This is a genomic window from Planococcus sp. CAU13 (genome assembly GCF_000775575.1).
In the GTDB taxonomy this organism is placed as follows: domain Bacteria; phylum Bacillota; class Bacilli; order Bacillales_A; family Planococcaceae; genus Planococcus.
On record NZ_JRGN01000040.1, the window covers coordinates 1 to 25,158 of the forward strand.

Consider the following 25,158-nt stretch of genomic DNA (forward strand, 5'->3'; position numbering starts at 1 on the left):
TCGAACTGTCCCATCGGAATAACCCCGGATTACATCTTTTTTAATCATATAATTGATTTCTTCAGCAAATTCATGGGTGTTAGGCACATCAGTGGCAGCGGAAACAGGCAGCACCAGTACGAATGACAACAGTAGAACCAAAAGCCCCGTTAACTTTTTCATCACTTCACTCCTCCATTATTTTCCTTCTCTATTTATCTTATCATTGTCATAATATTATTACATATAAAATTTTAAATTTTCTTAAAAATGTTCTTTGCAACTCGTCATCAATAATGATCACTTTAAATGAAATAATTATTTATTAATTTCAAAGGATCTGGTGTGTAAAAATCAGAAATAACTGGTTGGGGGTATGGCTGAGCTTTAAGAATCTGATACCAATAAAACATAAAAAGCTCGAAATCATTTGATTTCGAGTCTTTTGTATATTAAATACTCTTATTATTGTTTAAAGAAAACCTGTCAATACTACTACTCCCACTCTCTCTTTGTACTGTGCCTTTCCCAGCTTTCGACTCCTTTTGGTTAATATACAAAATTTGAAGAAAATTAACTCTCTGCGAAATTGTCAATTCTTTACTTTTGAATATAGTATGAACATTTTTTTCTACCATTGTATCTGCCATCAATTTAATGCCGTTAGCAAATCGATCTACATATTCCTGAAACTCCCGGCTCTCCATTATCACTTTCCATTCACCCCAAGGACCTTGAAATCCTTTTACTAAACCTAACCTCGTGTTGGCTTGCTGAATGCTCCATACACCTAGTTGGATAAAACTATTGATATACCAAGGAAAGTAAGGCAAACGCCCGTCGGAATGAAACAACCATTTTGTCCGTTTCAAATATGGTTTTGTAGTTTCAAGGAAAAGCCGGCGATTAAGCCGCCATCTTTGCGGTACAGCAGCGCTCACTTTCACTACACCATTACTCATGAATGGTTCATAGCTTCTAAAAAGACGCCGGTTTGCATGAACAGTTGCCAAACTAAAGTTCATCGAACTTGGCCATAATTCAAACCATTCATCAGCGGAATATTCCCGGAAATTCTTAATTAAATTCAAATGAACTGTCCGTCTGCGAGTCAATTCTTCTAAAACTTCTTTTTTGAATAAGCTTATGGTAATTTTATTCCCTCTCGAATGATACCTGCTCTTAACTTGCGGTATGAAAGGGAGTCGGGATTTCTCTAAAATTTTTACAATGCAATCCCCTTTTAATATATCATCGGAATAGAGGCCGCCAAATACAGCTGAATAATCATTTAATCTACAGCCTTTATAGAGTTTCAAAGTGTGTGCATGTACATACTCTGCTCCAGTTCCAACTAAATCAGCGCTCGAAGGAAGTATATCCATATAATACGAATTGCTTCGGGTAGACAATTTGAAATTGGCGCCATATGCTTTAGCAGCTTTTTCAGCTCTTCTTCCTTCACGATTAATCGAATTCAAAAAGATAAACGCATCCCGTTTTAAATCTTTCGACAATAACCCTGAAATTGCCCGTGAATCTTCACCGCCGCTTATGAATTGTCCTACTACAGGCATCCCTTCTGTAATTCTCGAAACGTAATCTTCCATTGATACCCGCAGGTCACTTGCTGCCCCTTTTATGGATGTGTATGTAAGGGTTTCGACTGGAGTCCAGTATGACTTGGAAGATAAGTGTCCGGAATCGTTCCGTGTAAAATGCACCGTTGCAGGTTGGAGTTGGTAAATTTTTTGATATGCAGTGTAGGGATACGTAATAATACCGTGTAAGATGAAGTCCACTTTTGCTACAACATCAGTGGCGTTTTGCTGGTTGCTCACGATTCCTAATACATCCACATGTGTCGAGATCATGAGCTCTTTTGAATGCTGATATGCAAAAACCGGTATGAATGACATTAAATCTGTTACACATGTTATGACTGCTGTCCGCTTATTGATGATCAGGATTGCAAACGGACCATTTAAATCTTCATCCCAATTTATTTTTTTCTCCAACCACCTTTGAAGGACTGCTTTTGTTCCTGCGTCGTCTGGCCCCTTAGTCAAAAAAAGATTATCTCGAAAACAAAGTACAGGCCCCCCTGCCACTGCACAAATATGAGTATCATCTTCAAAGATTTGGAATCCGTTATAAAGGTTTTTGCTCACCCCCAACGATCCCCATCTCCCATGGTATTCTTGGATATCAGGATGATCCAGTTGATAAATTGACTGTAGATCTTTAGTCAACTTACCTTTTGGCATTTTATTTTTGGAATAAATGAAATCGCTCATAAGCAGCTCCCTACTAATCATAATATTACTTCACTTGATATGCCTGATCATTTTTTTTGCTGATATGCAGAGTGATCAAGAGGAATATAATTTCTGCAATAGCTTCCGCTATTGCGGCTATTGCAAGTGCTGCAAGCGCGCTGGAAAAAACATACAGACCGATTACAAAGGCAACAATTTTGACTACCAAAGAAATTGCCGTAGCCGCCAAAAGGAAACCTTGGGCAGACAAAGCAGGTAATGCTGTTTCACTTGCTTTGTTCAGAAATCTGAAATATGTCCATATAGCCATCCACCTTGCATATTCTCCTGCAGTCCACCATTCTGCACCAAAAACAAAACTGAAAAGCCATGGGCCGAATGCAATTATAATTAAGTATGGCAAAATACCAATTATACCTAAGTACAACGTTGCTTCTTTAATTAATCCAGTCATATTTTCTCCGTTATTTTTCGCATCTGATATTCTCGGATAAAACACATCTCCTACCGACTTCCCTATCAACTGTGCCGGCAGCGAAAGCACGGTGTAACCGATGGCGTAGAAGCCGGCAGAGGCAGGCCCAAAAAAATTGGCGAGCAGAAGGACAGGCACTGCCAGCGTTACTGCATCCAATAATACTTCAGGAGCACGAAAAATTGGAAAATCTTTATGTTTAGCGGCTATCAATTTAAGTTCTGTAAAACTTTCGTTTCTTATCTGCGCTAAGTTGAAAAGGCGTTTGTTTGAAAATCCAATCATCATAGCCGCTTTTAAACCGATTGCTAAAGCCGATATAATAATTAAAACAGAAGCGCGAGGGTATAAAAATCCAATCAGAACCATACTCCCTTGCACAATTAATGCTTGCATAACTGCAACTTTTGCAGTCACTTTGAATTGCTTTGTCCTGATTAGCCAACTTTCAGCTATTTGCAAGGATCCCGAGAATAGGACGACAAATGGCAAAAGGAACAGAAAATCCGTTAGATGTGTCAGGTTAAACAAGCTGATAATCTTATCATAGAAAAAAAATAAGATTACAGCCAAGGAGACCGCACTTCCGACTGAAATCAAAAAAGACAGATGAATCAATCCGCGCACTTCTTTATTTCCCTTCGGAAGGACAATAGCTAAGGGGTATGTCAATGCAGCTACTGGACCGATAATTGTCACTACGGCCATGAAAGCCCCCATCTGTCCATAAACTGCCGGACCATATAGCCTGGTAATGAAAGGTGAAAATATCATATAAATAACCTGTGCAATGGCGGTTCCAGAAGCTACAACAAGTACATTACGAACAAATGCCCTGTTGCTTATTTTTTCTACTTGGCTCTTCATCCCTCATTGACCCCCTGGCCTCCATCCTCCATATGCAGTGAGGCTCCTTGATTCTCTTCTTAATTAGTTGTCAATTAGCTCTATTTTTATTGTATAGCTGAAATGATGGACAAGCCGTTCCCCCTTAAGCTTATGAAATAGAGAAAAAGGCACTGTTTTATAATTTTTCTAATAAGCACCCTTGCATCCGAACATTAAAAGGACAGTTTTAAAAATCAGCTTTAAATCAACCCACATATTACGTTCTTTTATATATTTCAGATCCAGCTCCATCCATTTCTCAAACCGTATATCGCTCCTTCCCCCCACTTGCCAATAGCATGTTAATCCAGGTACTACACCGAGTCTCCGCCATTCATAAGAGCTATAATGTTCGACTTCTTCAGGAAGAGGAGGGCGCGGACCCACCAAGCTCATTTCCCCTTTGAGAATATTATAAAGTTGAGGTAATTCATCAATGCTCGTTTTGCGGATAAACTTGCCCACTCGAGTTACCCTGGGATCCAGCTTAATTTTGAACACTGGACCATTCGCTTCATTTTGCTTCAGTAATTGAAGTTTTAGTTCTTCCGCATTACAAACCATTGAGCGGAATTTATACATGTAAAATTGTTTGCCATTTATCCCGACTCTTTTTTGTCTGAAAAGAACAGGCTGATTGCCATCTTCAATTTTAATGAAGACGAATACCAGGAAAAAAATAGGAAGAAGCAGGATAAGCCCAATGCTAGCTCCAATAACATCAATCATCCGCTTTGTCTTTAGATAGAGGTAATCTTCATTTATGTGGGTAGTATCCAAAGCAGTTTTTTCGATTTCAGTGACAATGAATCCACTGTTTTCCTGCGGTTCAGTAATGGCCATATATATCCCTTCTTCCATCCATTTCTATTTGAATTTCAGTTCTGGTGCTGTCAACAAAAAATGAATTATCCTAGACTGGCTCTTTTGTACCCTTTGCAAATCATCTCAATCTCGTCCCAATCCTGAGAGGTGCGGAAAATATCGTCTTCAACAAGCATACTGCCTGACTGTACCTCGATAAATTCTATATTCGTAGTGGCTCTAAGTGCATGCTTAGCCCCCAGCGGTATATGCAAAACGTCTCCTGTTCGAACATGTCGCAACTGGTCATTGAGGACGAATACTCCTTCTCCCTTTACAATGGTCCAAACTTCACTGCGTTTGTAATGTACCTGGTAGCTGAGGTTTTTTCCGGCTGCCACCCCAAGACGTTTAATCAGCACTTCATTGCCCTCCGGATATCGTGTATATTCCAGTACCCGGTACCAACCCCAGCGCCGCTCTTCATACATCGGCCGCCCTTCCAGCCGATCGACATATTCCTTCACTTTCGTGCTGGTTTCTTTGTGGGTCACCAATATACCGTCCGGACTTGCAGCGACGACCACATTATCCAGGCCCAGCAGAGTAACGGGAATATTCAATTCGTTTACAATATGAGAGTTCTGAATATCAAATCCGATAATTCCTTTGCCGGTTATATATCCTCCCATTTCTTCGGTCAATGTATTCCAGGTACCTAGATCTTTCCAGTAGCCTGCATAAGGAAGCGCAATGATTCGTTCAGTTTTTTCTACAACTTCATAGTCAAAGCTGTTTTTTGGCAATAGGCTATAATTCTGCAGCAACCCTTCATAATCTGTCGGCAAATTTCGTTCAATCAGTTTATCGATCAAGAAACTCAATTTGAATGCGAAAACCCCGCAATTCCATAATGCACCTTCTTTAATCAGTTGTTCCGCTTGCAGTTCAGAAGGCTTTTCCCTAAAACAATCAACTTCTACATGCGACAATTCAGCCCCAGTCTTCGGGATGATATATCCATACTTCTCCGATGGATAGGTAGGGGCGACACCGATCAATGCCAACTGGGCATCTGATTCCAAAAGCACTTTTTCCATATTTTTGATGCAGCTGAAAAACTCGTTATCGACAAAAGGGTCTACCGGCAACACCGTAATGATTTCATCCAATCCACACTTTTGCACAGAATGCATGTATGCTGCGGCCAAGGCAATGGCCGGAAAAGTATCGCGTCTTTCAGGTTCTGTGACAATGTGCACGTCAGGACCGAGCTGCATATTGATCATGTCCACCTGGGATGCGCTTGTGGCGATTATAGTTTCATCAGACAATCCCGAGTCTTCCAATTGACCCCACACCCGTTGAACCATTGAAACCTTATTCCCATCTATGTCATCCAAAACCTTCAGAAACTGTTTAGATCTTGCATCGCTGGAAAGCGGCCACAGTCTTTTTCCGGATCCTCCAGATAACAACACCAATTTCATATCGTAGCCTCCCTTAATTAAGTTGTTTTTTTACTAAAAAACTATTTTACACATGACTTTAGAATCAGTAAATTATAAAAAATAAAAAGCTTTATCGCCATTATACTTACAAATACCCATCAGCACAATCCATTTTTCTAAATAATTCTAAATTTCTGATAATTTTATATTATTCATTTTTTTGCAATAGAAAAAAGGCTAGGAGCTCCTAGCCTTTTCTTGTTCTATATAAAGGTTTTCCCTCGAATGACTGAACCTTTCCTAAAGACACCGTCTTTTTCTTCGTTATGGTTTTCTTCAAAAACTCCTATTCTGCGTTAGTACTACAGCAAATAAGGAGAATAAAAAATTTCATAAATTGTAAATATTCCATAGATTAATGGGGCAAAATTAATAATCATAAAATAAAAAAAATAATTTTTATTGCTTTTCTGCCAAAATAATTGCTGCGCTCCATTTAGAACCAAAAAATTGGACGACAACGTCATTAAGTAAAGTTTGGTCTTTCCTATTTTAATACAATTTATTTGAGGCGAAATGTTTTCACTGCTTTCGCTTTTACAAATTGATATAAAACCGAGAATGTAAAACGGTTGAACAATAATTTAAACGCTTTACGAATATCTAGCCCCGGATAATAGTATTCATATTGCCTATGGATAAAATCTTTACTTTGCGGTTTTACATCAAATGGCCGATAAGTGTCATAAAGAAAGATCTGTTCACCGGCAATCTCATGGAAAATATTTTCTTCCATCGGTTTTAAAGCTAATGCAAATTTTTTTACTTCCATATATGGATATGGTTTCACTGTCAATAAGAAACGATTGCTTTCTACATCTTTCTTTGTACCATATAAATCTACAGTACAGGAGTCCCCTGCATAAGATGATATATAGGAAGCCAATTCACGGTTTTCACAAAATACGTCATAGACAGCAGTTGAATTTTCCATTGCACAGAAATTGAATTGTTTCTGATTACGATTGAGGGGCACCTGCGCCGAGGAATTCGTTTTCCAGAAATGTTGTCCAATGTCGCCAAAATTTGTCGTCAGGGATTCATAAGGATAAACAAAGAATTTATTTTTCTCCATCAGAAATTTTGTATAATATTTTTTCCAGGATGTTTCTGGCCATCCAGCGATATTATCAGGCATCTTATGCCAGTTTTCATCTTTTGTACCTTCGTCATACCATTTTTTAAAATCTTTCCACGTGCGTGCAGTCCAAACTTGACCTGAAGATGCCGCAATCTGTAAGAAGTAAACATCCTGCTCTTCTTTTAGCGGAGTGAAAGGCAGTTTAGCGGTTTCATTGAATTTATGAGAATAAAGGGAAATTCCGGAAATTCGTTCGGCACCATCATAAAACGCCAACGCGCTAAGAGCATACTTATAGAAGAGTTTAGATACGAATATATCATCTTCCAGCACAATGATGTTTTCATAGATTTTTGTTAGGTCCCCACATTGAAGAATATGTTTTCGTAAACCTAAATTCTGCTCATGGACTATCACTTGCTTGGTCCCGAATTTCCATTCAAAATTTTCAGCGACATCTATTACGCGAGAAGGACCACCATGATCTATGCTTATTATAAGTTTGACATTTCGCTCGGGATACCAAGCTTTGTTCAGCGAAGCTAATAATCTGGATAAAGAATCTGGACGGTTATAAGCAATAGCAACTAAAGTAATGTCAATTGTTTCATTCACGGCTGCACTTCCCTTCTGTCGTCCATTAGAAGCGCCGAAAATAAATCAAACATGATTTTCGTGGCGACTTCTTTGCTTGCCTTCTGCAAATCCACTTGCACAATACTTTTCACAGTTCATGAAGGGACGTGCGGGATGGTTCCTTTCAATCAGAGTTTTACCTTCTTCGGTCTTCTCGCGGCCCTTTTGTTACTGTAAATAATTTTCAGTCCCATCTAGTTCAATACTGAACGCTCGAAATGCAAGTTTGATGTAATTGCGCATCGAGTGCAGTTGACCACCGCCAATCATAAAATCCACCCGTTCGATATGCGGCAGCATGAGTCACAAGCATTCCATAAAACCATTGGCATATCCCGATTCCGAAGTGATTTTATATTCCGCAACAGTAATTTCTCCTGTTTCCTTTGGGTAGTGCAAACTGCTCCTAAAGTTATTTTGCTTGTCACAATTTTTTCCCCGCCGCGCCAATTTATGTTTGATCAGAATATAATTCTTGGTTGTATGTAGATCTTCTCCGGATATTGCCATGCATATCATAATTTTTCTCCAAGAGGAACTCCATTAAAAACAAGCCATCCTGCCCAGTAACATCTGTAATTAGTGCTTTATCCACTCATCCGCCCTTGGTTCATTTTCTGCTTCATGAGCTAGAAACCATTTGTAGGCCAAGCGTAGCCCTTCCGAAAGCGATACGGACGGCTGCCATCCGAGATTGTTCAACTTTGTGACATCAACCAATTTTCTCGGAGCTCCATCCGGTTTGGTCGGATCGAACACGATATCCCCTTGATAACCAACTGCCGCTTTCACTTTTTCCGCCAGCCCTTCAATAGAAATTTCTTTACCGACCCCAACATTTATGAAATCTTCTCCACTATACGTATTCATTAGAAACACGGCTGCATCCGCCAAATCATCGGAATATAAAAATTCGCGAGTCGGCTTTCCCGTCCCCCAGACTTCCACAGCTGTTGCACCATTCATCTTCGCTTCATGAAACTTTCTGATCAATGCCGGCAGCACATGCGAACTTTGAAGATCAAAATTATCATTTGGGCCATATAGATTGGTCGGCATAATTGAAATGAAATCAGTTCCATATTGCCGGTTATACGATTCACACATTTTTATCCCTGCGATTTTCGCAATTGCATACGCTTCATTGGTCGGTTCCAGCTTACCCGTAAGCAGCGCATCTTCTTTCATTGGCTGCGGCGTGAGTTTTGGATATATACAAGTGCTCCCAAGAAACAACAACTTTTTGACGTCATGTTGATAAGCAGCATCAATGATGTTGGTCTGTATCAATAAATTATCACGGATAAAATCAGCAGGATAATCGCGATTGGCAGCGATTCCACCTACTTTCGCAGCAGCCAAAAATACATAGTCCGGCTTTTCAACTGAAAAAAAATCATCCACTTGCGAGCGCTGCGTCAAATCCATTTCCTTGCTTGTGCGGTACACCAGATTTGTATATTCATCCTTTTCCAATTTCCGCTTAATGGCAGATCCAACTAAGCCACGATGGCCTGCTATATAGATTTTCCCATCCAATTTCACACCTGCACCTCTTTTCTAAAAGTTAATAATTGCTTACAGGGACCAATAGTGGATTCCGTATGCTGCAGCTTCAGCAGGATCCAATACACTTTTTACATCAATCAATACTTTTTCATTTGTATCGTTTACATCTAATATTGCCCGATAATCCTCAACAGCCAAGTTAATGAATTCTTTATGTGCTACAGCCAAAATTATACAATCAATTTCTCCTACTTCTTCTATCTTAATAAGTTCAATACCGTATTTTTCCTTTGCCAAAAGAGGATCTGCATACGGATCGACAATGTATGGAGTTATGCCATATTCAGCGAGTTTATCGATGATATCAAATACTTTTGAATTTCGTATATCCGGACAATTCTCTTTAAATGTAATGCCGAATATCGCCACCCGGGATTGCTTCACTTGTTTATTGGCAAGCACTAATTTTTTTATGGTCGCTTCACCTACAAACGCTCCCATTGAATCGTTGATTTTTCGTCCTGCCAGGATAATTTGTGAATGATACCCTAATTTCTCGGCTTCATAAATGAAATAATAAGGATCCACTCCGATACAATGTCCGCCAACAAGACCGGGATAGAAACCAAGGGAATTCCATTTTGTATTCATCGCCTTGATTACTTCGGTTGTATTGATGCCCATCTTATCAAAAACCATTGCTAGCTCGTTCATAAATGCGATATTGATATCGCGTTGGCTGTTTTCTACTACTTTTGCCGCTTCTGCCACTTTTATAGAAGGAGCTTGATATACCCCGGCCTTTACTACCAGCTCATACATTTCTGAAATCACTGCCAGGCTCTCTTTATCCATTCCCGAAACTATTTTGATGATATTTTCCAATTTATTTACTTTGTCTCCTGGATTGATCCGCTCTGGTGAGTATCCCACTTTGAAATCTATACCGCATTTAAGTCCTGACAGCCGTTCCAGAATCGGAATGCAAATCTCTTCCGTCACTCCTGGATAAACCGTTGATTCATAAACAACTATCGAACCTTCCGTTAAATTTCTGCCAATAATTTCACTGGCACTGACAACCGGTTTCAAGTTTGGGCTCTTATCCTGATTTATCGGTGTTGGCACTGCCACAATATGAAACTTTGAATTCCTTAGCTCACACTCTTCAGAAGTAAACAGAATAGATGTTCGTTTAATCTCTTCGTCCCCCACTTCGTTTGTCGGATCAACACCAGATTTGTACAGCGCAATTTTTGCCTCATCCATATCGAAGCCGATAACACGGACGCTATCTGAGAAGGCCACCGCCAAGGGCATACCTACGTACCCCAGACCAATAACAGAAATGGATTCTTTTCCCGTTTTGATCTCATCCACCAGCTTCATAAAATCCCCCCATATTCAGCAGTATAGAAAATTGATTGCCACTTTTCATTTACCGCCTAATCCTTACGTCTTTTTGCAAAAATTTACATTCATTGTAATTCAACTATAAAAGCTGCAGGTCAAATTCAAGTTAAACTTAACCCCCACTTACTCATTTTCTACTCACCGCCACTTCTCTTTGTACTATAACTTCGGCCTTCCTGGCTTTCGTCGATAGATCAATTTTTCAATCTTTATTTTTGTATCTATATTTTAATTTTACGGAATAGTTAAATACTAGAAACCTGATTAAAGCTTAACAAAAAAGCTCAAAATCATATGATTTCAAGCCTCAATCAATGATTCGTTCCACAGCAGGATGATAGGTTCCGCTTTGGAATAGTCACTTCTTTTTTATCTGCTTGGCCAGTGGTGAAGGAAAAAATAGGCCAGGATGGCAACAAGCGCAATCAATGAAAGAATCAGCATCGGTATAAGCGCAAAAGTTGCTTCCATTAGTACTCCTCCTCCTTTTATACTTATCATAACTCCCATCAATGAAAAAGGAAACAATAAAATCTGATTATTCAGACTTTGTTGTCTCCAGAATGTCTCATCTGCCTTGCAACGAATCTTATTGCAATGAGAACTTGAGTGGGAACAGCGACAAAACGACTTCCCCTTTTAAATCGCTTTCGCTGACCAGACCGACTTCCGCGCTACGGCTGTCCAAGCTCTCACCCGGCGTCCGGTTGTCTCCCAGCATAAAATAAGTACTGTCCTCGACTTGAACCGCAATCATATCATCCGGAATGCCGGTGGTGTAACCTTCTTCCAATGCTGTGCCGTTAACCAATAGTTTACCGTTTTCAATTGCGACCGTATCACCCGGTACACCGATGATGCGCTTTACGACCGAGAATCCGTAGTCATTTTGGAAAATGACTATATCCCCCGCCTCATATTGATTAAACACATCCAGCGAAAGAAGTACACCATTTGTCTCCAGTGTCGGATTCATCGAATCACCTTCAATAATCGACAGACCGATGACATAAGTGAAGAACACATAAACACCGATCAAAAGCAGGATGAAGCGGATCCAGCCGGCTGCTTCGCTTTTGGGTTTGGAGTCTGCTGTTTCTTCCAGTTTAATAATGGCTGTTTCGTTCACTGTTCATCACCCGCCGTATTTTCTGGTGTTCCACTATTATCTGCAGCTGCCGGCCGTTCTGTTTGAGGTGCCGTTTCTTCGACAGGAGGTGCTTGGACCGGTGTTTCAGGTGCGGCTGGCGCTTCCACCTGAGGCTGCGGTACATCAGCTGGTTTACCCGGCTTCTCCGGCTTTCCTGGTGTCTCCGGTTTTCCTGGTGTTTCCGGTTTATCTGGATTTCCTGGTTTTACAGGAGTAGCTTCGCTCTTCCAGTTAGCGTTAGCAGTGTTCAGAGCATTTACAGCTTCGGCGTAGATGCCGTTCAGCTGGCTTATCATCTGCTGTTTTTCATCGGACTTATCAATATTGATTTCGCTGATCAGCTTGTCTGTGTATTCTCGTAAATTCTGGACGCGAAGCGCTTTTTCAGTTTCGGTTATTTTGTTTAGTTCAGTTTCAGCAGCAGCCATTTCCTTTTGCAATTCTTCTCGCAAACGTTCTTTCTGCATCGTTTTCTCGTTGGAGACAGCATTTTTTATATTTACAATGGCGTCATTTCGCTTTTCATCAAACCATTTCGTCAGCATTGCATTCAAATCTTCATTGGCAAAAGAAACTGTCAATGTACCGCCCAGGATCAGCAGCATGGACATCAGGGCAATCGCCAGTTTCAAAACGACTGTGTTCCTTTTTTTGCGGTACGTTTCTTTTTTATTTAACATTTCGCCCCTCCTGACAAAACATCAGGGCCTCGCAGTGAGACCCCAATGATTTTGAGTTTGTGGTTATTTTTTGAAGCCAGCTACTACTGCAGCATCCAATTCCACTTTTGCAGCAGTTTCAATTCTAATTGCTTCTTCAACAAGTAATTTTTGCTGAGCTTCTACCAACTCTACTTTTTTAGCAGTGATAGCGTTTTTAAGTTCAAAAATTTTAGAGTCAATTGCCTTTTTGATTTCTTCTTTAGTACCATCTTTCTGTTTTTTTAGTTCTGCCTTCAATTCATCTTTTGCAGAAGAAATAGTGCTTTTTAGATCATTTACTGCATTATCTTTAACTGTATTCAATTCTTGTTGCAAAGAAACAAACGCCTTTTCACCCGTACCTACAGCAAGTCCGCTTAAGGCAATTTCTGCACCTCGATATGCTTTATCACTTGTCTGATTAAATGCATCAATATTAGTCATTTCAATGAAATTAAATTGTTCTTCCATGTTAGCCATAATCTCATTTTTTCTATTGTTCACTGCATCAATATGCGTTTGTTTAGCTGCATTAATATTTTCTGCTTTAGTTTCCTTTTCATTGTTTTTGATAGAGTTTATTGAATTAACAGCATTCTTAGTTTCACCAGTAGAATGACTTGCAAAATCATAGAGTTTCAATCCACTATGCCATAAAGTGCTTGCATCTACTTCAGCTTTTGAAAAAGTAAACTGTTTATCATACCAGCTCTTTAAAGCCCCACCTGCATCCATATTCGCTGCTGCAAACCCCGCTCCTGATACCAATGTTACTGCTGCTACTCCTGCCAATACTTTTCCTTTTACAGTGTTCAGTCTGATTTTCATTTCTCATTTCTCCCATTCGATTTAGTTTTTTGTCTTAATTGAAATTTATATGGAATTTCATTAAAACCGATCATTGCAGTAATTCCTTCAAAATGGCTTCAACGTCATCTTCGAGTTCCGATTCAAGGTTGCTGATTTCCTTATTTTTCTCAGCTGTTAAATTCTGTTTCTTAAGTTTCTCTTCTGTCTTGTTGGCTACCTCGATGTATTGTTGTTGATATCTCTGCATTTCGGTAACTGAATTTTCAGTTTTTAATAAAGAGAATTTTCCCAGTTCATCTTCTGCTTCGTCCATCTGTTCTTTCTTTTCCTGGCTGATTGTCCGATTCAGTCCGATGACTCCGGTCAGGAATTCCGATACTGCTTCTTCCACCACATAGCCAAATGCACGGTCATACCAGCCCTTCAAAATCTGGCCACCATCGGATGATGCGAAAGAAGTTACAGAAATAAGAAGTGCTCCTGTCACTAAAGCTATAGTAATGAACCTTTTCACCTACTCACCTCTCTTTATAACTATTTTTTATAGAATAAATGGGTAATATCTACCCCTATTCCTTACAATGATTACCTTAACAATAAAATAAAAGTAAATCAAGCACTATTTTTAAATTTTTCTGAATATTTTATAATTTTTTTTAGGTACATTGGTTCAGCCTTGATATAAGTGGATTTTGGTTAAAAAAACTTTTAAAATTTTTTCGAATTTAGATTAATTAATACTGCCTGAGCGAAAAATATTTAACTCTAAAAGCGAGTCTTCTTTAACAGCCAATCCATTTCTGCCTTTCCAGTTCCCCCATAAGCAAGCTGGATCAGCTTAGAATATTTCCAACAGTCCCCTGCTCCACCTGTGTAGGACAAATTTACGGTTCTCTTATCCTGCAAAATAAAAATGCACGAAGAATCCTCTCCATTTCTGGAATTGAGGATTCTTCATGCATTATGTTGATATAAATGAATTTGTATGTGACACGGGGCCGCGTATTAATTTAAATTAAGATAAAATCTTTTTCTCTTCAGAAGCAGCCTTCTCCAACTTGTATTGTTTATACCCCTTAACGTATTCCTGATACACCTGCAAATAAGTCTTCGTCAGCACTTCCATTGTTTTTTCTTCTTTCGCGATTGCAGTCATCTCATTCATCCTCCTAAGTAATGGTTTTTACAATCCAGAGTCACAAGGCTGACAGTTGCTCACCAAAAAGATTATTCTTTTATTTCTTTTTCCCCAGCACACAGACTGCATCAGCGAGGCGTGCAGTAAAATCTTCGAATGGCTCCTGGGTGGTCAGGCGGAGATGATACTTTCCACATATTTTTGACAGCTTCTGCGAAAAACTGATGGGGAGTAAAATTGGGTGCTGAATAAGGGTTTGCGTAAAAATCTGCAGCTCTTCCGGCAGAAGGATCACCTCAGCCTCATTCAGGGCTTTTTCTTCATCACGAAAGATTTCAATGGATATTGCAGGATCCAAAGACCAGCCGATAGACATTTCCGGGCTTTTTTCCACCTCAATCGCCTTTTTGTTTTTAAGCTCCCAAAAAGGTACTGGTTTCTCTGCCTGAGTTTCCATAAATCCGATTGCCTTCTCAACAGGTGATGCCATTTGTCTAGCAGGTGTCATTTGAACCATTCCTTCCGCTCTCTACACTCCATCCGCGACTGCATCGATACATTTAGTTAAGTACTTCAACACTGAATATCCAAAAGTAAATAAATTGGAGAAAAAAATATCCTAGTAACTACTTTTGAATAAAACTTTTGAACCTGAAAGAAAACTAAATTTCTTTTCGTATAACTTTTAACACTACAATAAACCTATAACATGAGCTAAAATATGTAAAGTGCTTTTAAAATATTCTTATAATTCAGATTCTTTTTCATTTTTCTTATATATTTTTACTTATATTTTTTAGGATATTGATACGGATAAAACGATGAAAGATCACTTGGTACTCTTTATACTTCTAGCTGCAGTGGTTTGTGAAGAACTGTACAAATTGATAAATTGAAATAACGATTTTTCGAAAAAAACTTTTAAGATTTTGGACCGAGAAAGTTCCTTCCTCGCTCTTTTATCAACATTTTCCCATTTGGACCTTAGAACAGATTCAATTACGACTATTTGCTCCAGAACATAAAAATGCATGAAGAATTTACTCCAAACAAGGAGATATGAATTCTTCATGCATTGTAAGTATATAAGCGAAACGTTTTGTATCAGAGGGTCACATTCCAAATCCCACTCAACTCACCAGCACAAAAGCTCCGGTGACAATCAACAGCACGCCAATGACTTTGCGGCCGCTGATCCGTTCTTTCAGCAGGAAATAAGAAATGAGCATCGTCCAGATATAAGTGATTGAAGTGAGTGGAAATACCACGGTGTACGGCAGAAACTTCAGGGCGACGATGTTCAGAATGGCGCTGACGCCGTAAAGAAAAGCGCCGAAAAGAAGTCTCAGCATAAATTCTTTGCGCTCCAGATTGACGTTGAAACTGGACGCTTTTTTCAGGTAATAGCCGCCGAATGCCCCGATCCATGTCATGACGACGAGCAGCAATAACAGCAGGATGTTAATCGCCCTCACCCCCGATGACAATGACGCCGAGCAATATGAGCAATGTGCCGAGTGAAATATTGATTGTGATGGCTTCATCCAGGAATGCTGCGCCATAAAAAATTGCGATGACGTAGCCGAGGCTCATCAGTGGATGCAGCACAGATAATTTGCCAAACCGGAAAGCGGTGGTCATTAAGATTGCACCCATACCATACAGCACAAAGCCAAAAAGCATCGGCAGATCCAGTATCGAATCGGATAGTTTCCAGAACAATTGGCCCGTCGCTGTGGAAGCAGCGGCCGCAATCATCAGTATGATGCCGAGCGGGGCTGTTTTTTCCGGTTTATTCATTGTCCAGGCTGCCTTTTGGCCAGAAGTTGATCAGGCTGATCAGGAATGCTGCATAGACAAAGAGCGAAGTGCTGAATAAGTAGCGGAAATCCTGGGCTGGCATCGTCGCCATGACCGACGCAGTATTCAAAGCGATTGGCAGCAGAATCAGCCAGACACGCCAGTTATTCCGCAAATAAGCAGTGTAGATGAAAAGAGTGGTCAGGAACAGATAAACTGCCGGACGCCACAGAAATTCCTTGGCTTCATTATCAACTTCCAGATACGCCCGCATTTGGACTGTTAAATCTTCTGAAATGACGGTGTTGACCAGACCGAATTTATTGCCATGATAAATGTTGGTGACGTAACGGCTCACAAAGCCTTCTTCGAGCCGCATCTGCCAGACCAGTGCAGTCTGGTCCAAAAAGGCTTCGACTGCCAGACCGGGGTTTTGAGCGACAAGCTTTGCCCATTGCTTGAAGTAACCCGGGAAATCATCATAGATTACGTCCCGGTTGTAGTTTTCCCAGGAGAATTTAATCGGATCGACACTTGTAGGATTGTATAATTCCGGCCACATTTCAAGGGGCATCAGCCGGTCGACATAGTCCCTCTGCTCGTCAGTCATCTCTCCGCCTTTAACGACGATATTGGCGATCTGCTGAGTCGGGATGCTGAGTGCTTCCTGCGGATCGGACGGAGTAACATCAAGTGCCGTGTAGACCGGACCGGTGATGACCTGATGGATGATGATGATCCCTAAAGCCATCGGCAGCAATCGCCGCCACGTGAAGCGGTACATGATGAGAACGGCGATTATGGAAATCACGAATACCGGAAATCCGTTGTGCCGGAAGAAGACCAGAACGAACGAACCCAGCAGAAATAAAAGAATGAACGAAACTTTTTTCATCTCGAGTCCCTTTGTTTTGACGATCAGGAACAGGAGCAGCGAAAAGAACAGCAGCGAAGTACTGTATAAAATATCTTTCCAGATGGTGATTGATACGATGGCATTAACAGGAATAAGAGCCATCACGATCAACGCAGCCCAGATAAACCATGAACTTACTTTGAAACGTTTCATCAAGTAGCCTAAATATCCCATCGTCAGCGCCAGCATAATTACCTGAAACAGCACCACTACGCCTGGATTGTCCCAAATCTGGCGGAGAAGAATGATCAGCCACGTGAACATTACCGGATGCCAGTTGGAAAAGCTCTTGTTGGTGGCCTGTTCCCATTGCGACAATGAATCGGGTGTCATGGCCCCAGGATAAAATGCGATGAACATCAATAACGACGCGATGAGCATCGGCAGACTGAACAGCAGTACATAAAGCGGTGACACTTTCTGCTCGCCCTGCGGCACCTGGATGTTGAGAATCCCTTTGATGGCACCCAGCGCAATGACTGCGACAGTCAAAAACATGCCGATATAAACAGCGATTACTGTCAATAAGCTGTTATCAGACAAATACTGCTGGTCACCAAGCAGGCTGAAGGTTGCCAGTACCGAAAAAAGCGGCAGGAAAATTGCCAGGCTGACTTTTTTGCCTCGCGGCCATTCTTTAACGGAAGACAGGAATGGCCGAATATATAGAAGAAGCCCGAACAATATGAATGTGACGGCCCCTATGAGCACGGGATGTGCATTGCGGATTGGCTGAAAATAGAAAATAGCCGTAAATGCAAGGAAAAGTGCTGCAACAAAATATGCAGCACCCATCAGGTACGTTTTTTTCAATGGAGTTTCTCACCTTTCACTCGGGCATTGATCCTGATCAATTCGAGTTCATACTGTTTCCGGTGTGTACCCGCAACTGTATCCAATATCAGGCCACAGGCGAATGCCAGTGTCGAAAGCATCATCAGTCCGACTGCCAGAATGGCTGAAGGCACGCGCGTGACGAAATCCGTCTGAACGTATTCAATAATTACAGGAACACCTGCAATCAGGCCCAGGACGAAGAACAGAAGCGCCCAGTAGCTGAAGAACAATAACGGTTTATAGTCTTTGAATAATGTGAAGATCATGCGCAGAACTTTAATGCCGTCCTGGATCGTGTTGAGTTTCGATTCGCTTCCTTCAGGCCGGTCGCGGTAATCGATCGCCACTTCTTTGATGAGGAATTTATTGTCCAGTGCGTGGATACTCATCTCGGTTTCGATTTCAAAACCAGGACTCGTCACTGGGAACGATTTGACGAACAAACGGTCAAATGCACGGTAGCCCGTCATGATATCAGTGATGTCGCTCTTGTACAGGCTGTTGATCAGATTTTTAACAAGCGTATTGCCAAAACCATGGAATTTCCGCTTGTTTTCATTGAAGTAAGTACCGTTCGACAACCGATCACCTATGACAAGATTGGCTTTTCCATCAACTACAGGTTTGATGATGTTGTGGACGAATTCAGCCGGGTATGTATCGTCTCCATCTGCCATGACATAAACGTCCGCATCAATTTCACGGAACATGGAACGCACCACATTACCTTTCCCTTGACGGGGCTCCTGCCGGACAATGGCTCCGTGCGCGAGCGCAACTTCAGTGGTTTTGTCATTCGAGTTATTGTCATAGACGTATATATCGGAATCCGGAAGTTCTCTTCTGAAGTCATCAATCACTTTGCCGATTGTCATTTCTTCGTTATAGCAAGGCAATAAAATTGCAATTTTCATAGACATGTTCTCCTTTAAATTTTAAACATTAACCAAGATATCATAACATACCTTACAATTTTAATAAAATAGTATTGTCAAATATTTATGAATCGGTTTTGAGGGCTTTTGGAGACAAATAAATGCTGGCACATGTATTAAAAAAATTCTTTTCTACAGTTAAAGGTGGCAATTTTCATGATTTGCATGCATGAAGCGTTTGACCTATACTTTAGGATAACCCTTATCGCTCCTTTCTAAAAGGCTAGAGCCTGCGAAACGGGAGAATTTTTGAGGTGATCCGGATGAAATTCAAATGGAGCTATAAACCTGTGCTGGTCATGCTGGCTTCGATGGTTTATTTCTACTTTTTAATCAATGGCATTGAAGCTTATCTGAATGAAGGTTATGAAGAACGTGCTCTTTGGCGTGTTGACCATAAAGAGGCTTTCTTTTTCAATTTTATGATTGTCTTCAGCCTCTTCATTTTGCTTCTGGGCATTTTCAACCGCTTTTTTGTCAGCTTTATTGTCACGAATGCACTCGTTCTTGTCCTGGCGGTCTTCAGCTTTTATAAATTCAGTTTCCTCGGGGAATTTTTATATCCGTGGGATTTGATGCTTTACAATAATATACTGAATTTATTGCCGAACCTGTCTGAATCCATCAATATGACACAGGTAGTTCTTGTGTTTGCCTCCATGATTATAGTGGTCTCGGCAATTTCCGCTTTTCTTATCATCAAGAAACCGAAAAGGTGGATCCGGCTCCATCCGTGGGTGCGCATCCTGTTTGTCGGCCTCGGCACCGCTTACTTAAGCATTTTCATCTTCTATCGCTCAATTCCTGAAGCGGAAGCCACTCTGAAAGAGGCTGGCGTCACGAATATGACATTCGATCAAAGCCGCAATTACAAAACGAACGGTTTCCTATTGACGTTTTTATTGAATATGCAAAGCGCCATCGTCCTGCCGCCGAGAGGCTACAGTGAGAATAATATTATGGAAATCGTCGATGAACTGGCAGAGCCGGAACAGCAATCCACTGACACGGAGAATCAGGTACAGCCGAATATCATCGTCATCATGAGTGAATCATTCTGGGATCCCACTTCGATAGAAGGAATGCAATTCAACAAAGACCCGATGCCGAATATAAGAGAGCTGCAAATTGGCCAAATTTTGTCTCCTACTTTCGGCGGCGGCACCAGCAATGTTGAGTTCGAAGTGTTGACCGGCTTCACCAATATGTTCCTGCCGCCGGGTTCAGTGCCGTATCAGCAATACATCAAAAAAGAAATCCCGGCAATGCCGGGTTATCTGAACAGCCTGGGGTATCAGACGACGGCCATCCACCCTTACCCTAAATGGTTTTGGAACAGGGAAGAAGTTTATCAGCATCTTGGTTTTGAGAAATTCATCGATATAGACGGCTTTGTTGAACCCGTCTATAAAGGCCCGTTCGTTTCCGACCAGCAGGTGACGGAAACCATCATAGAAGAAATCGAAGCCAGTGATGAGCCAAGTTTCGTCTATGTCGTAACGATGCAGAATCATACCGGCTATGACGAGGATAAATATCCGGAGTTCACCGTGGAAGTTGAAATACCTGAAGGAATGGCACCGGTTTTCGGTCCGATGACCCGCGCCTATGCCCAGGGCGTTGCAGATGCGGACGAGGCGTTCAGGAATTTACTCGATCATTATGAAGCATCCGATGAACCGACTGTCGTTGTCTTTTTCGGCGACCATCTGCCGGCACTCGGCCATGATTATGCTTTTTTCAAACAGTCTGGTTATGTACCGGACGGTGCCGGGGAAACGAACTGGGAACTCGAAGATCAGTTGAAAATGAAAACCACTCCTCTGGTCATCTGGAATAATTTTGATGCCGACGTGCCGGATCTCGGGACCATCAGCACTTCATTCCTGGCTCCTGCAATCTATGATGTCGCAGGAATCGAAAAGCCGCTCTACCACCAAGTCCTTGAATCTTTCCAGAAACAGATGCCGGGCTACACGAACGCAATAAAAATGGATGCAGAAGGGAACCTGTTTAAAATTACGCCCGATGAAATTGAAGCGGTAAAACGCCCCTACGAGTTGATTCAATACGACTTGCTTTTTGGTGACCAATATTCACGGGAAAAACTGTTCGGTGAAAAGAAGTAAATAAAAACAGAAAAACCCCTTGAACCGGCTGCTTCAACAGTCAGAGTGCAAGGGGTTTTTGTCAGTCTATCAATTGTTTGCATGTTCTTCGTTTCGAATTTTTTCCCTAAACAATTCCATCAGCCTGTCTTTCAGCTCAGGACGTTCCAGGGCAAACTCGATCGTCGTTTCAATAAAGCCGTATTTCTCGCCTACATCAAAACGCTTTCCATCAAATTCATAGGCGTAGACAGACTGTTGTTCATTCAGTCTCTGAATGGCATCCGTCAGCTGAATTTCACCGCCTGCTCCAATTTGATGTTCACCCAGCATATCAAAAATTTCAGGAGTCAGAATATAGCGGCCCATGATTGCATAATTTGAAGGAGCGGTCCCGGTTGGGGGCTTCTCCACGAATTTATTGACCTCCATCAATTTGCCGTCGACAGAAATCGGGTCAATGATGCCGTAGCGGTCTGTATCCTGATCCGCAACCTGCTGAACGCCGATAATGCTTTTTCCAGTAATTTCATGCTGATTCATCAATTGAGCCAGACAAGGTTCATCGTTCACCACAATATCATCACCGAGCAGAACTGCAAAAGGCTCATTGCCGATGAATTTGCGGGCAGACCAAATCGCATGCCCCAATCCAAGAGGCTGTTTCTGCCGAATATAGTGGATTTCCACTTTCGAGGTCTCCATAACTGAATCCAGCATGTCCATTTTCCCTTTTTTCAGCAGTGTATCTTCAAGTTCAAAAGCGTGGTCGAAATGATCTTCGATCGACCGCTTTCCTTTACCGGTCACAATGATGATGTCTTCAATACCCGAAGCAATGGCTTCTTCCACTATGTACTGGATTGTCGGTTTATCCACAATCGGCAGCATTTCCTTCGGCATGGCTTTAGTGGCAGGCAAAAAACGTGTTCCCAGGCCTGCAGCGGGAATAATCGCTTTTTTAACTTGCATTAAAACAACCTCTCCCCTACTCTGATTTTTCTGCGTTTCTTACTTGCAGACTATAAAATACCCGTCCTTAACCATTCAACTGTACCATAACCCATAAGTTGCCCGCATCAAATACCCATTTTATCTGTGAGAGTGCTGGAAGAAGTTCCCATTTGGACCCTGTAACAGGTGGAATTATGACTATTTATATCTGGATATAAAAATACATAAAGAATCCTCTCCACTTCTGGAAATCGCGGATTCTTTATGCAAGATAATTGTATAGGCGAAACGGTTTGCGACACAGGGTCGCGGTTTATTCAAACAAAGGACTTACCGGTTTTTCGTTGTGTACGTGTTCAATCGCTTCGGCCAACAGTGGAGCAACGGACAGGATCGTGATTTTCCGGCTGCGCTTCTCTTCCGGCACATGGATCGTATTCGTGACGATCAGTTCCGTCAGGGCTGAGTCTTCGATACGCTGAACGGAATCGCCCGACAGCACAGCATGTGTGCAGCAGGCGTAAACAGCTTTCGCGCCGTTTTCGACCAGCACATCGGCAGCAGTAGCGATTGTCGCCGCTGTATCGACGATGTCGACAATAATAATGACGTTCCTCCCTTTAATATCTCCGACGATGTTCACCGTTTCAGGCTCATCCGGCTGCATTTTACGTTTGTCGATAAAGCCGATTGCAACATCGAGGTGGTCGGCCAGTTTACGGGCTCTTCCCAATCCGCCGTTATCCGGTGCGACAACGATGGCATCTGCCAATGCTTTTTCCTCGAAATGCTTTTCCAATATCGTGCCGCCGAGAAGCTGGTCGACCGGCATATTGAAGAATCCCTGAAGCTGGGGTGCGTGCAGATCCATTGTGATGATGTGGGTAGCTCCTGCTTTTTCCAGCATGTTGGCCACGAGTTTGGCAGTGATCGGTTCACGTGAAGCCGCTTTCCGGTCCTGCCTCGCATAGCCGTAATACGGAATGACGACATTGATCGTGTTGGCAGATGCACGCTTCAGCGCATCGATCATAATCAGCAATTCCATGACATGCTCGTTGCCAGGCTGTGATGTCGACTGGATCAGATAGACATCCGCCCCACGTACACTTTCTTCGATATTGATTTGGACTTCCCCGTCACTGAAGCGGGTTATTGAACTTTTTCCCAGCTGGACACCAAGCACGTCCGCAATTTCACGGGCCAGTTCCGGATTCGAATTTAATGTGAAAAGCTTGAAGTTTTTTTTTAACTGATAAGGCAATGGTACGCCCCCCTTTTATAAAATGCAGGATGTAAAAGCTGCCGGCTGACAGGCGGATTAAGCTGGGAACTAACAGTCCAACGCCCATCAGCTGTTAATTTTATGATAACTCTTTGCCCGTGCAATAGCCAATGCTTAGGGAGCTGAATGGCCGCATCATCCATTTTTTTCGCAAAGCTTCGAGAATCGGCTCATCAAATACGGGTGCGAAGGTCCGTGAAAATGTCGCCGTCAAATGAATGGGATCGAAATGGGTGATGAGATTTCCGATGACGTAATGACAATATTCCCCGTCGCAGAAGTAATCAGTCACGTCCATTGCAGTGGCGCTTTCCGAAATAAATTCACTGTAAGACATCAGACTTGAATCTTTAATGATCACGTCCTGCGCCTCCTTGCAGTCTTCCGGTGCATTCGCGTTCTTGTCGAGGCACGTCAAATTGTGCTTCGTATACCAGGGAGTATCCCTCACTAAAAATAAGGGAATATCCTGTTCATCAAAATAGTGCCAGGCTTCGAAAATGGATGCTTTTCGCAGGCGAAAAGCGATAAAAACCAAAAACCCTCTCGGCAGATGTACTTAGCGACTTCGGTGCAGTTAAAAATCTTACTACTCCATCATTTCCTGTCTGTAGTCGTTCACTTTAGCGGATTTGTTTATCACGCTCTTTTCTTCTTTATATACTTTCGGAAAATCAGGTCTCCACTTCCCTGTTTTCTCCTTCGGCATGGTTGTCTTTCTCAAAATTAGAAAAACTGCATCGCCCTGAACGTAACATTCAGGACGATGCAGTTTTATTCAAATGAAGCTATCCCCAACATCTCCTATTAAAGCTTCGACGTCTTCTTTACTTGTGTCAAAGGATGTAACGAGGCGGATTTCATTCTTTTCTTCATTCCAAACCGCGAATGAATGCTTCTTCTGAAGCTTTTCGATCTGCGGCTTAGGCAGAGATACGAAGATGGCGTTTGACTCGACAGGCTGAGTCAGCGAAATTTCCGGAAACTTCGTTAAGTCTTCCGCCAGCAGTTGCGCCATTTCATTGGCGTGGCGGGCGTTTTCGAGCCACAGGCTGTCAGTTAACAAGCGCTCGAACTGGGCAGCGAGAAAGCGCATTTTGGATCCGAGCTGCATGCCCTGCTTTCGGATGAATTGGATTTCAGAAGCCAATTCTTTATTGAAGCAAACGATCGCCTCACCCAGCATGAGACCATTCTTGGTTCCGCCGAACGCCAGCATGTCGATTCCCGCATCGACTGTCATTTCTGGGAGGCTGCAGCCGAGGTGAGCGGCCGCATTGCTGAGCCGCGCTCCGTCCATATGTACATAAAGTCCATTGGCATGGGCAAATGAAGTTATATCCTTAATTTCGTCAATTGTATAGACGGTTCCGAGTTCCGTGCACTGGGATATGGAAACGGCTTTCGGCTGGCTCCGCTGCGGGTTGCCGATGTGGTGCAGGTGCCGCTGGATGCCTTGAACAGTCAGTTTGCCGTCCGCTGACGGGGAAGTCAGCAATTTGCCGCCGATGAACCCTTCTGCCGCGCCGCCTTCATCAGCATGGATATGCGCTCCGTCCGTGCAGATGATCGCCTGGTGTGAGCGCACCATCGCCTTTAATCCGGTCACATTGGCGCCGGTTCCGTTAAATACAAATGCTACTTCGCAGTCTCTGCCTAAATGTTCTTTAAATTTACGGGTGGCCGCCTCGGTGTACTGGTCATTTCCATATGCAGGAACATGGCCGTCATTCGCCTGTACGATCGCTTCCAAAATGGCCGGGTGGATGCCCGAATTATTGTCGCTTGCAAACATTTTCTTTGTCATGGTGTTCGCCTCCTTCCTCCAGTTTAAAACAGAATTTATATCTGTGGAAGTTTTAGAGTGGCGTTGTTTCCATTACTTTACTTTTCCCGTCTTTCTTCCAGCAGCCCCCTGATGGACCCTGTGACAGGTGTAATTATGACTA

General features: G+C 42.1%; 23 protein-coding genes and 1 pseudogene. 1 reads left to right on the forward strand and 23 read right to left on the reverse strand.

Annotation, left to right across the window (positions count from 1 at the left end; genetic code table 11):
• From KW93_RS17050 to KW93_RS01560, 19 genes and pseudogenes are all read right to left on the reverse strand, one after another.
• A partial coding sequence (locus KW93_RS17050) for an S-layer homology domain-containing protein (RefSeq protein WP_200883311.1) occupies positions 1 to 162 on the reverse strand: 162 nt, incomplete at its 3' end.
• A 269-nt stretch (positions 163 to 431) separates the two neighbouring features.
• A complete protein-coding gene (locus KW93_RS01475; protein ID WP_052131408.1) occupies positions 432 to 2,276 on the reverse strand; it encodes a hypothetical protein in 1,845 nt (614 codons plus the stop codon).
• Positions 2,277 to 2,301: 25 nt separating this feature from the next.
• A complete protein-coding gene (locus KW93_RS01480; protein WP_033541184.1) occupies positions 2,302 to 3,600 on the reverse strand; it encodes a lipopolysaccharide biosynthesis protein in 1,299 nt (432 codons plus the stop codon).
• 168 nt (positions 3,601 to 3,768) lie between these two features.
• Positions 3,769 to 4,464, reverse strand: a complete 696-nt coding sequence (locus KW93_RS01485; RefSeq protein WP_200883312.1) for a sugar transferase — start codon at positions 4,462 to 4,464, stop codon at positions 3,769 to 3,771.
• Positions 4,465 to 4,529: 65 nt separating this feature from the next.
• The gene (locus tag KW93_RS01490) at positions 4,530 to 5,915 is read right to left on the reverse strand and encodes a sugar phosphate nucleotidyltransferase (RefSeq protein ID WP_033541186.1); all 1,386 of its coding nucleotides are present in this window, start codon (positions 5,913 to 5,915) and stop codon (positions 4,530 to 4,532) included.
• A gap of 523 nt (positions 5,916 to 6,438) precedes the next feature.
• Positions 6,439 to 7,632, reverse strand: coding sequence for a glycosyltransferase family 2 protein (locus KW93_RS01495; protein WP_052131409.1), 1,194 nt, complete (start codon positions 7,630 to 7,632; stop codon positions 6,439 to 6,441).
• A 499-nt stretch (positions 7,633 to 8,131) separates the two neighbouring features.
• Positions 8,132 to 8,248, reverse strand: a pseudogene (locus KW93_RS17960) (GDP-mannose 4,6-dehydratase); the annotation flags it as partial.
• Positions 8,233 to 9,198, reverse strand: coding sequence for a GDP-L-fucose synthase (gene fcl / locus KW93_RS01505; protein ID WP_033541188.1), 966 nt, complete (start codon positions 9,196 to 9,198; stop codon positions 8,233 to 8,235). The gene fcl and the pseudogene KW93_RS17960, both read right to left, overlap by 16 nt.
• A gap of 33 nt (positions 9,199 to 9,231) precedes the next feature.
• Entirely contained in the window at positions 9,232 to 10,551 is a 1,320-nt protein-coding gene (locus KW93_RS01510) for a nucleotide sugar dehydrogenase (protein WP_033541189.1), read from the reverse strand.
• Positions 10,552 to 11,164: 613 nt separating this feature from the next.
• Positions 11,165 to 11,704, reverse strand: a complete 540-nt coding sequence (lepB, locus tag KW93_RS01515; RefSeq protein ID WP_052131410.1) for a signal peptidase I — start codon at positions 11,702 to 11,704, stop codon at positions 11,165 to 11,167.
• Positions 11,701 to 12,405, reverse strand: a complete 705-nt coding sequence (locus tag KW93_RS01520) for a hypothetical protein (protein WP_033541190.1) — start codon at positions 12,403 to 12,405, stop codon at positions 11,701 to 11,703. Before KW93_RS01520 ends, lepB begins: the two co-directional genes overlap by 4 nt.
• Positions 12,406 to 12,468: 63 nt before the next feature.
• On the reverse strand, positions 12,469 to 13,254 hold the full coding sequence (locus tag KW93_RS01525) for a hypothetical protein (RefSeq protein WP_033541191.1): 786 nt from the start codon (positions 13,252 to 13,254) through the stop codon (positions 12,469 to 12,471).
• A 70-nt stretch (positions 13,255 to 13,324) separates the two neighbouring features.
• Positions 13,325 to 13,750: a hypothetical protein gene (locus KW93_RS01530; RefSeq protein WP_033541192.1), complete on the reverse strand. Its 426-nt coding sequence runs from the start codon at positions 13,748 to 13,750 to the stop codon at positions 13,325 to 13,327.
• Positions 13,751 to 14,251: 501 nt separating this feature from the next.
• Complete coding sequence (locus KW93_RS17355; RefSeq protein ID WP_161787021.1) at positions 14,252 to 14,401, reverse strand: hypothetical protein; 150 nt, start codon at positions 14,399 to 14,401, stop codon at positions 14,252 to 14,254.
• A gap of 70 nt (positions 14,402 to 14,471) precedes the next feature.
• On the reverse strand, positions 14,472 to 14,891 hold the full coding sequence (locus KW93_RS01535) for a hypothetical protein (RefSeq protein WP_152602403.1): 420 nt from the start codon (positions 14,889 to 14,891) through the stop codon (positions 14,472 to 14,474).
• 613 nt (positions 14,892 to 15,504) lie between these two features.
• A complete protein-coding gene (locus KW93_RS01545) occupies positions 15,505 to 15,849 on the reverse strand; it encodes an EamA family transporter (protein ID WP_235318336.1) in 345 nt (114 codons plus the stop codon).
• A complete protein-coding gene (locus KW93_RS01550; RefSeq protein ID WP_033541195.1) occupies positions 15,836 to 16,174 on the reverse strand; it encodes a membrane protein in 339 nt (112 codons plus the stop codon). The genes KW93_RS01545 and KW93_RS01550 overlap by 14 nt, the downstream gene beginning before the upstream one ends.
• Entirely contained in the window at positions 16,167 to 17,903 is a 1,737-nt protein-coding gene (locus tag KW93_RS01555; RefSeq protein ID WP_052131412.1) for a DUF6020 family protein, read from the reverse strand. Before KW93_RS01555 ends, KW93_RS01550 begins: the two co-directional genes overlap by 8 nt.
• Positions 17,900 to 18,841, reverse strand: coding sequence for a glycosyltransferase family 2 protein (locus tag KW93_RS01560; RefSeq protein WP_033541196.1), 942 nt, complete (start codon positions 18,839 to 18,841; stop codon positions 17,900 to 17,902). The genes KW93_RS01555 and KW93_RS01560 overlap by 4 nt, the downstream gene beginning before the upstream one ends.
• A gap of 284 nt (positions 18,842 to 19,125) precedes the next feature.
• On the opposite strand from KW93_RS01560, the gene KW93_RS01565 reads away from it, so the two are divergent.
• Positions 19,126 to 20,991: an LTA synthase family protein gene (locus KW93_RS01565; protein WP_052131413.1), complete on the forward strand. Its 1,866-nt coding sequence runs from the start codon at positions 19,126 to 19,128 to the stop codon at positions 20,989 to 20,991.
• A gap of 69 nt (positions 20,992 to 21,060) precedes the next feature.
• On the opposite strand, the gene galU is transcribed toward KW93_RS01565, so the two are convergent.
• From galU to KW93_RS01585, 4 genes are all read right to left on the reverse strand, one after another.
• Positions 21,061 to 21,942, reverse strand: a complete 882-nt coding sequence (galU, locus tag KW93_RS01570) for a UTP--glucose-1-phosphate uridylyltransferase GalU (protein ID WP_033541197.1) — start codon at positions 21,940 to 21,942, stop codon at positions 21,061 to 21,063.
• Between the two features lie 295 nt (positions 21,943 to 22,237).
• Positions 22,238 to 23,188 carry a ribose-phosphate diphosphokinase gene (locus KW93_RS01575; RefSeq protein WP_033541198.1) on the reverse strand — a complete coding sequence of 317 codons (951 nt, stop codon included), beginning with the start codon at positions 23,186 to 23,188 and terminating at the stop codon, positions 22,238 to 22,240.
• A gap of 100 nt (positions 23,189 to 23,288) precedes the next feature.
• Positions 23,289 to 23,747: an SGNH hydrolase domain-containing protein gene (locus KW93_RS17245; protein WP_033541199.1), complete on the reverse strand. Its 459-nt coding sequence runs from the start codon at positions 23,745 to 23,747 to the stop codon at positions 23,289 to 23,291.
• A gap of 240 nt (positions 23,748 to 23,987) precedes the next feature.
• Positions 23,988 to 25,016 (reverse strand): threonine aldolase family protein, encoded by a 1,029-nt coding sequence (locus KW93_RS01585; protein WP_033541200.1) that lies wholly within the window; start codon positions 25,014 to 25,016, stop codon positions 23,988 to 23,990.
• Positions 25,017 to 25,158 lie beyond the last annotated feature (142 nt).

Coding starts and splice junctions, on each gene's coding strand:
- KW93_RS01475 (WP_052131408.1), bottom strand. CDS start 2,276: ATGAGCGATTTCATTTATTCCAAAAATAAAATGCCAAAAGGTAAGTTG.
- KW93_RS01480 (WP_033541184.1), bottom strand. CDS start 3,600: ATGAAGAGCCAAGTAGAAAAAATAAGCAACAGGGCATTTGTTCGTAAT.
- KW93_RS01485 (WP_200883312.1), bottom strand. CDS start 4,464: ATGGCCATTACTGAACCGCAGGAAAACAGTGGATTCATTGTCACTGAA.
- KW93_RS01490 (WP_033541186.1), bottom strand. CDS start 5,915: ATGAAATTGGTGTTGTTATCTGGAGGATCCGGAAAAAGACTGTGGCCG.
- KW93_RS01510 (WP_033541189.1), bottom strand. CDS start 10,551: ATGAAGCTGGTGGATGAGATCAAAACGGGAAAAGAATCCATTTCTGTT.
- KW93_RS01520 (WP_033541190.1), bottom strand. CDS start 12,405: ATGTTAAATAAAAAAGAAACGTACCGCAAAAAAAGGAACACAGTCGTT.
- KW93_RS01525 (WP_033541191.1), bottom strand. CDS start 13,254: ATGAAAATCAGACTGAACACTGTAAAAGGAAAAGTATTGGCAGGAGTA.
- KW93_RS17355 (WP_161787021.1), bottom strand. CDS start 14,401: ATGAATGAGATGACTGCAATCGCGAAAGAAGAAAAAACAATGGAAGTG.
- KW93_RS01535 (WP_152602403.1), bottom strand. CDS start 14,891: ATGGTTCAAATGACACCTGCTAGACAAATGGCATCACCTGTTGAGAAG.
- KW93_RS01550 (WP_033541195.1), bottom strand. CDS start 16,174: ATGAATAAACCGGAAAAAACAGCCCCGCTCGGCATCATACTGATGATT.
- KW93_RS01560 (WP_033541196.1), bottom strand. CDS start 18,841: ATGAAAATTGCAATTTTATTGCCTTGCTATAACGAAGAAATGACAATC.
- KW93_RS01565 (WP_052131413.1), top strand. CDS start 19,126: ATGAAATTCAAATGGAGCTATAAACCTGTGCTGGTCATGCTGGCTTCG.
- galU (WP_033541197.1), bottom strand. CDS start 21,942: ATGCAAGTTAAAAAAGCGATTATTCCCGCTGCAGGCCTGGGAACACGT.
- KW93_RS01585 (WP_033541200.1), bottom strand. CDS start 25,016: ATGACAAAGAAAATGTTTGCAAGCGACAATAATTCGGGCATCCACCCG.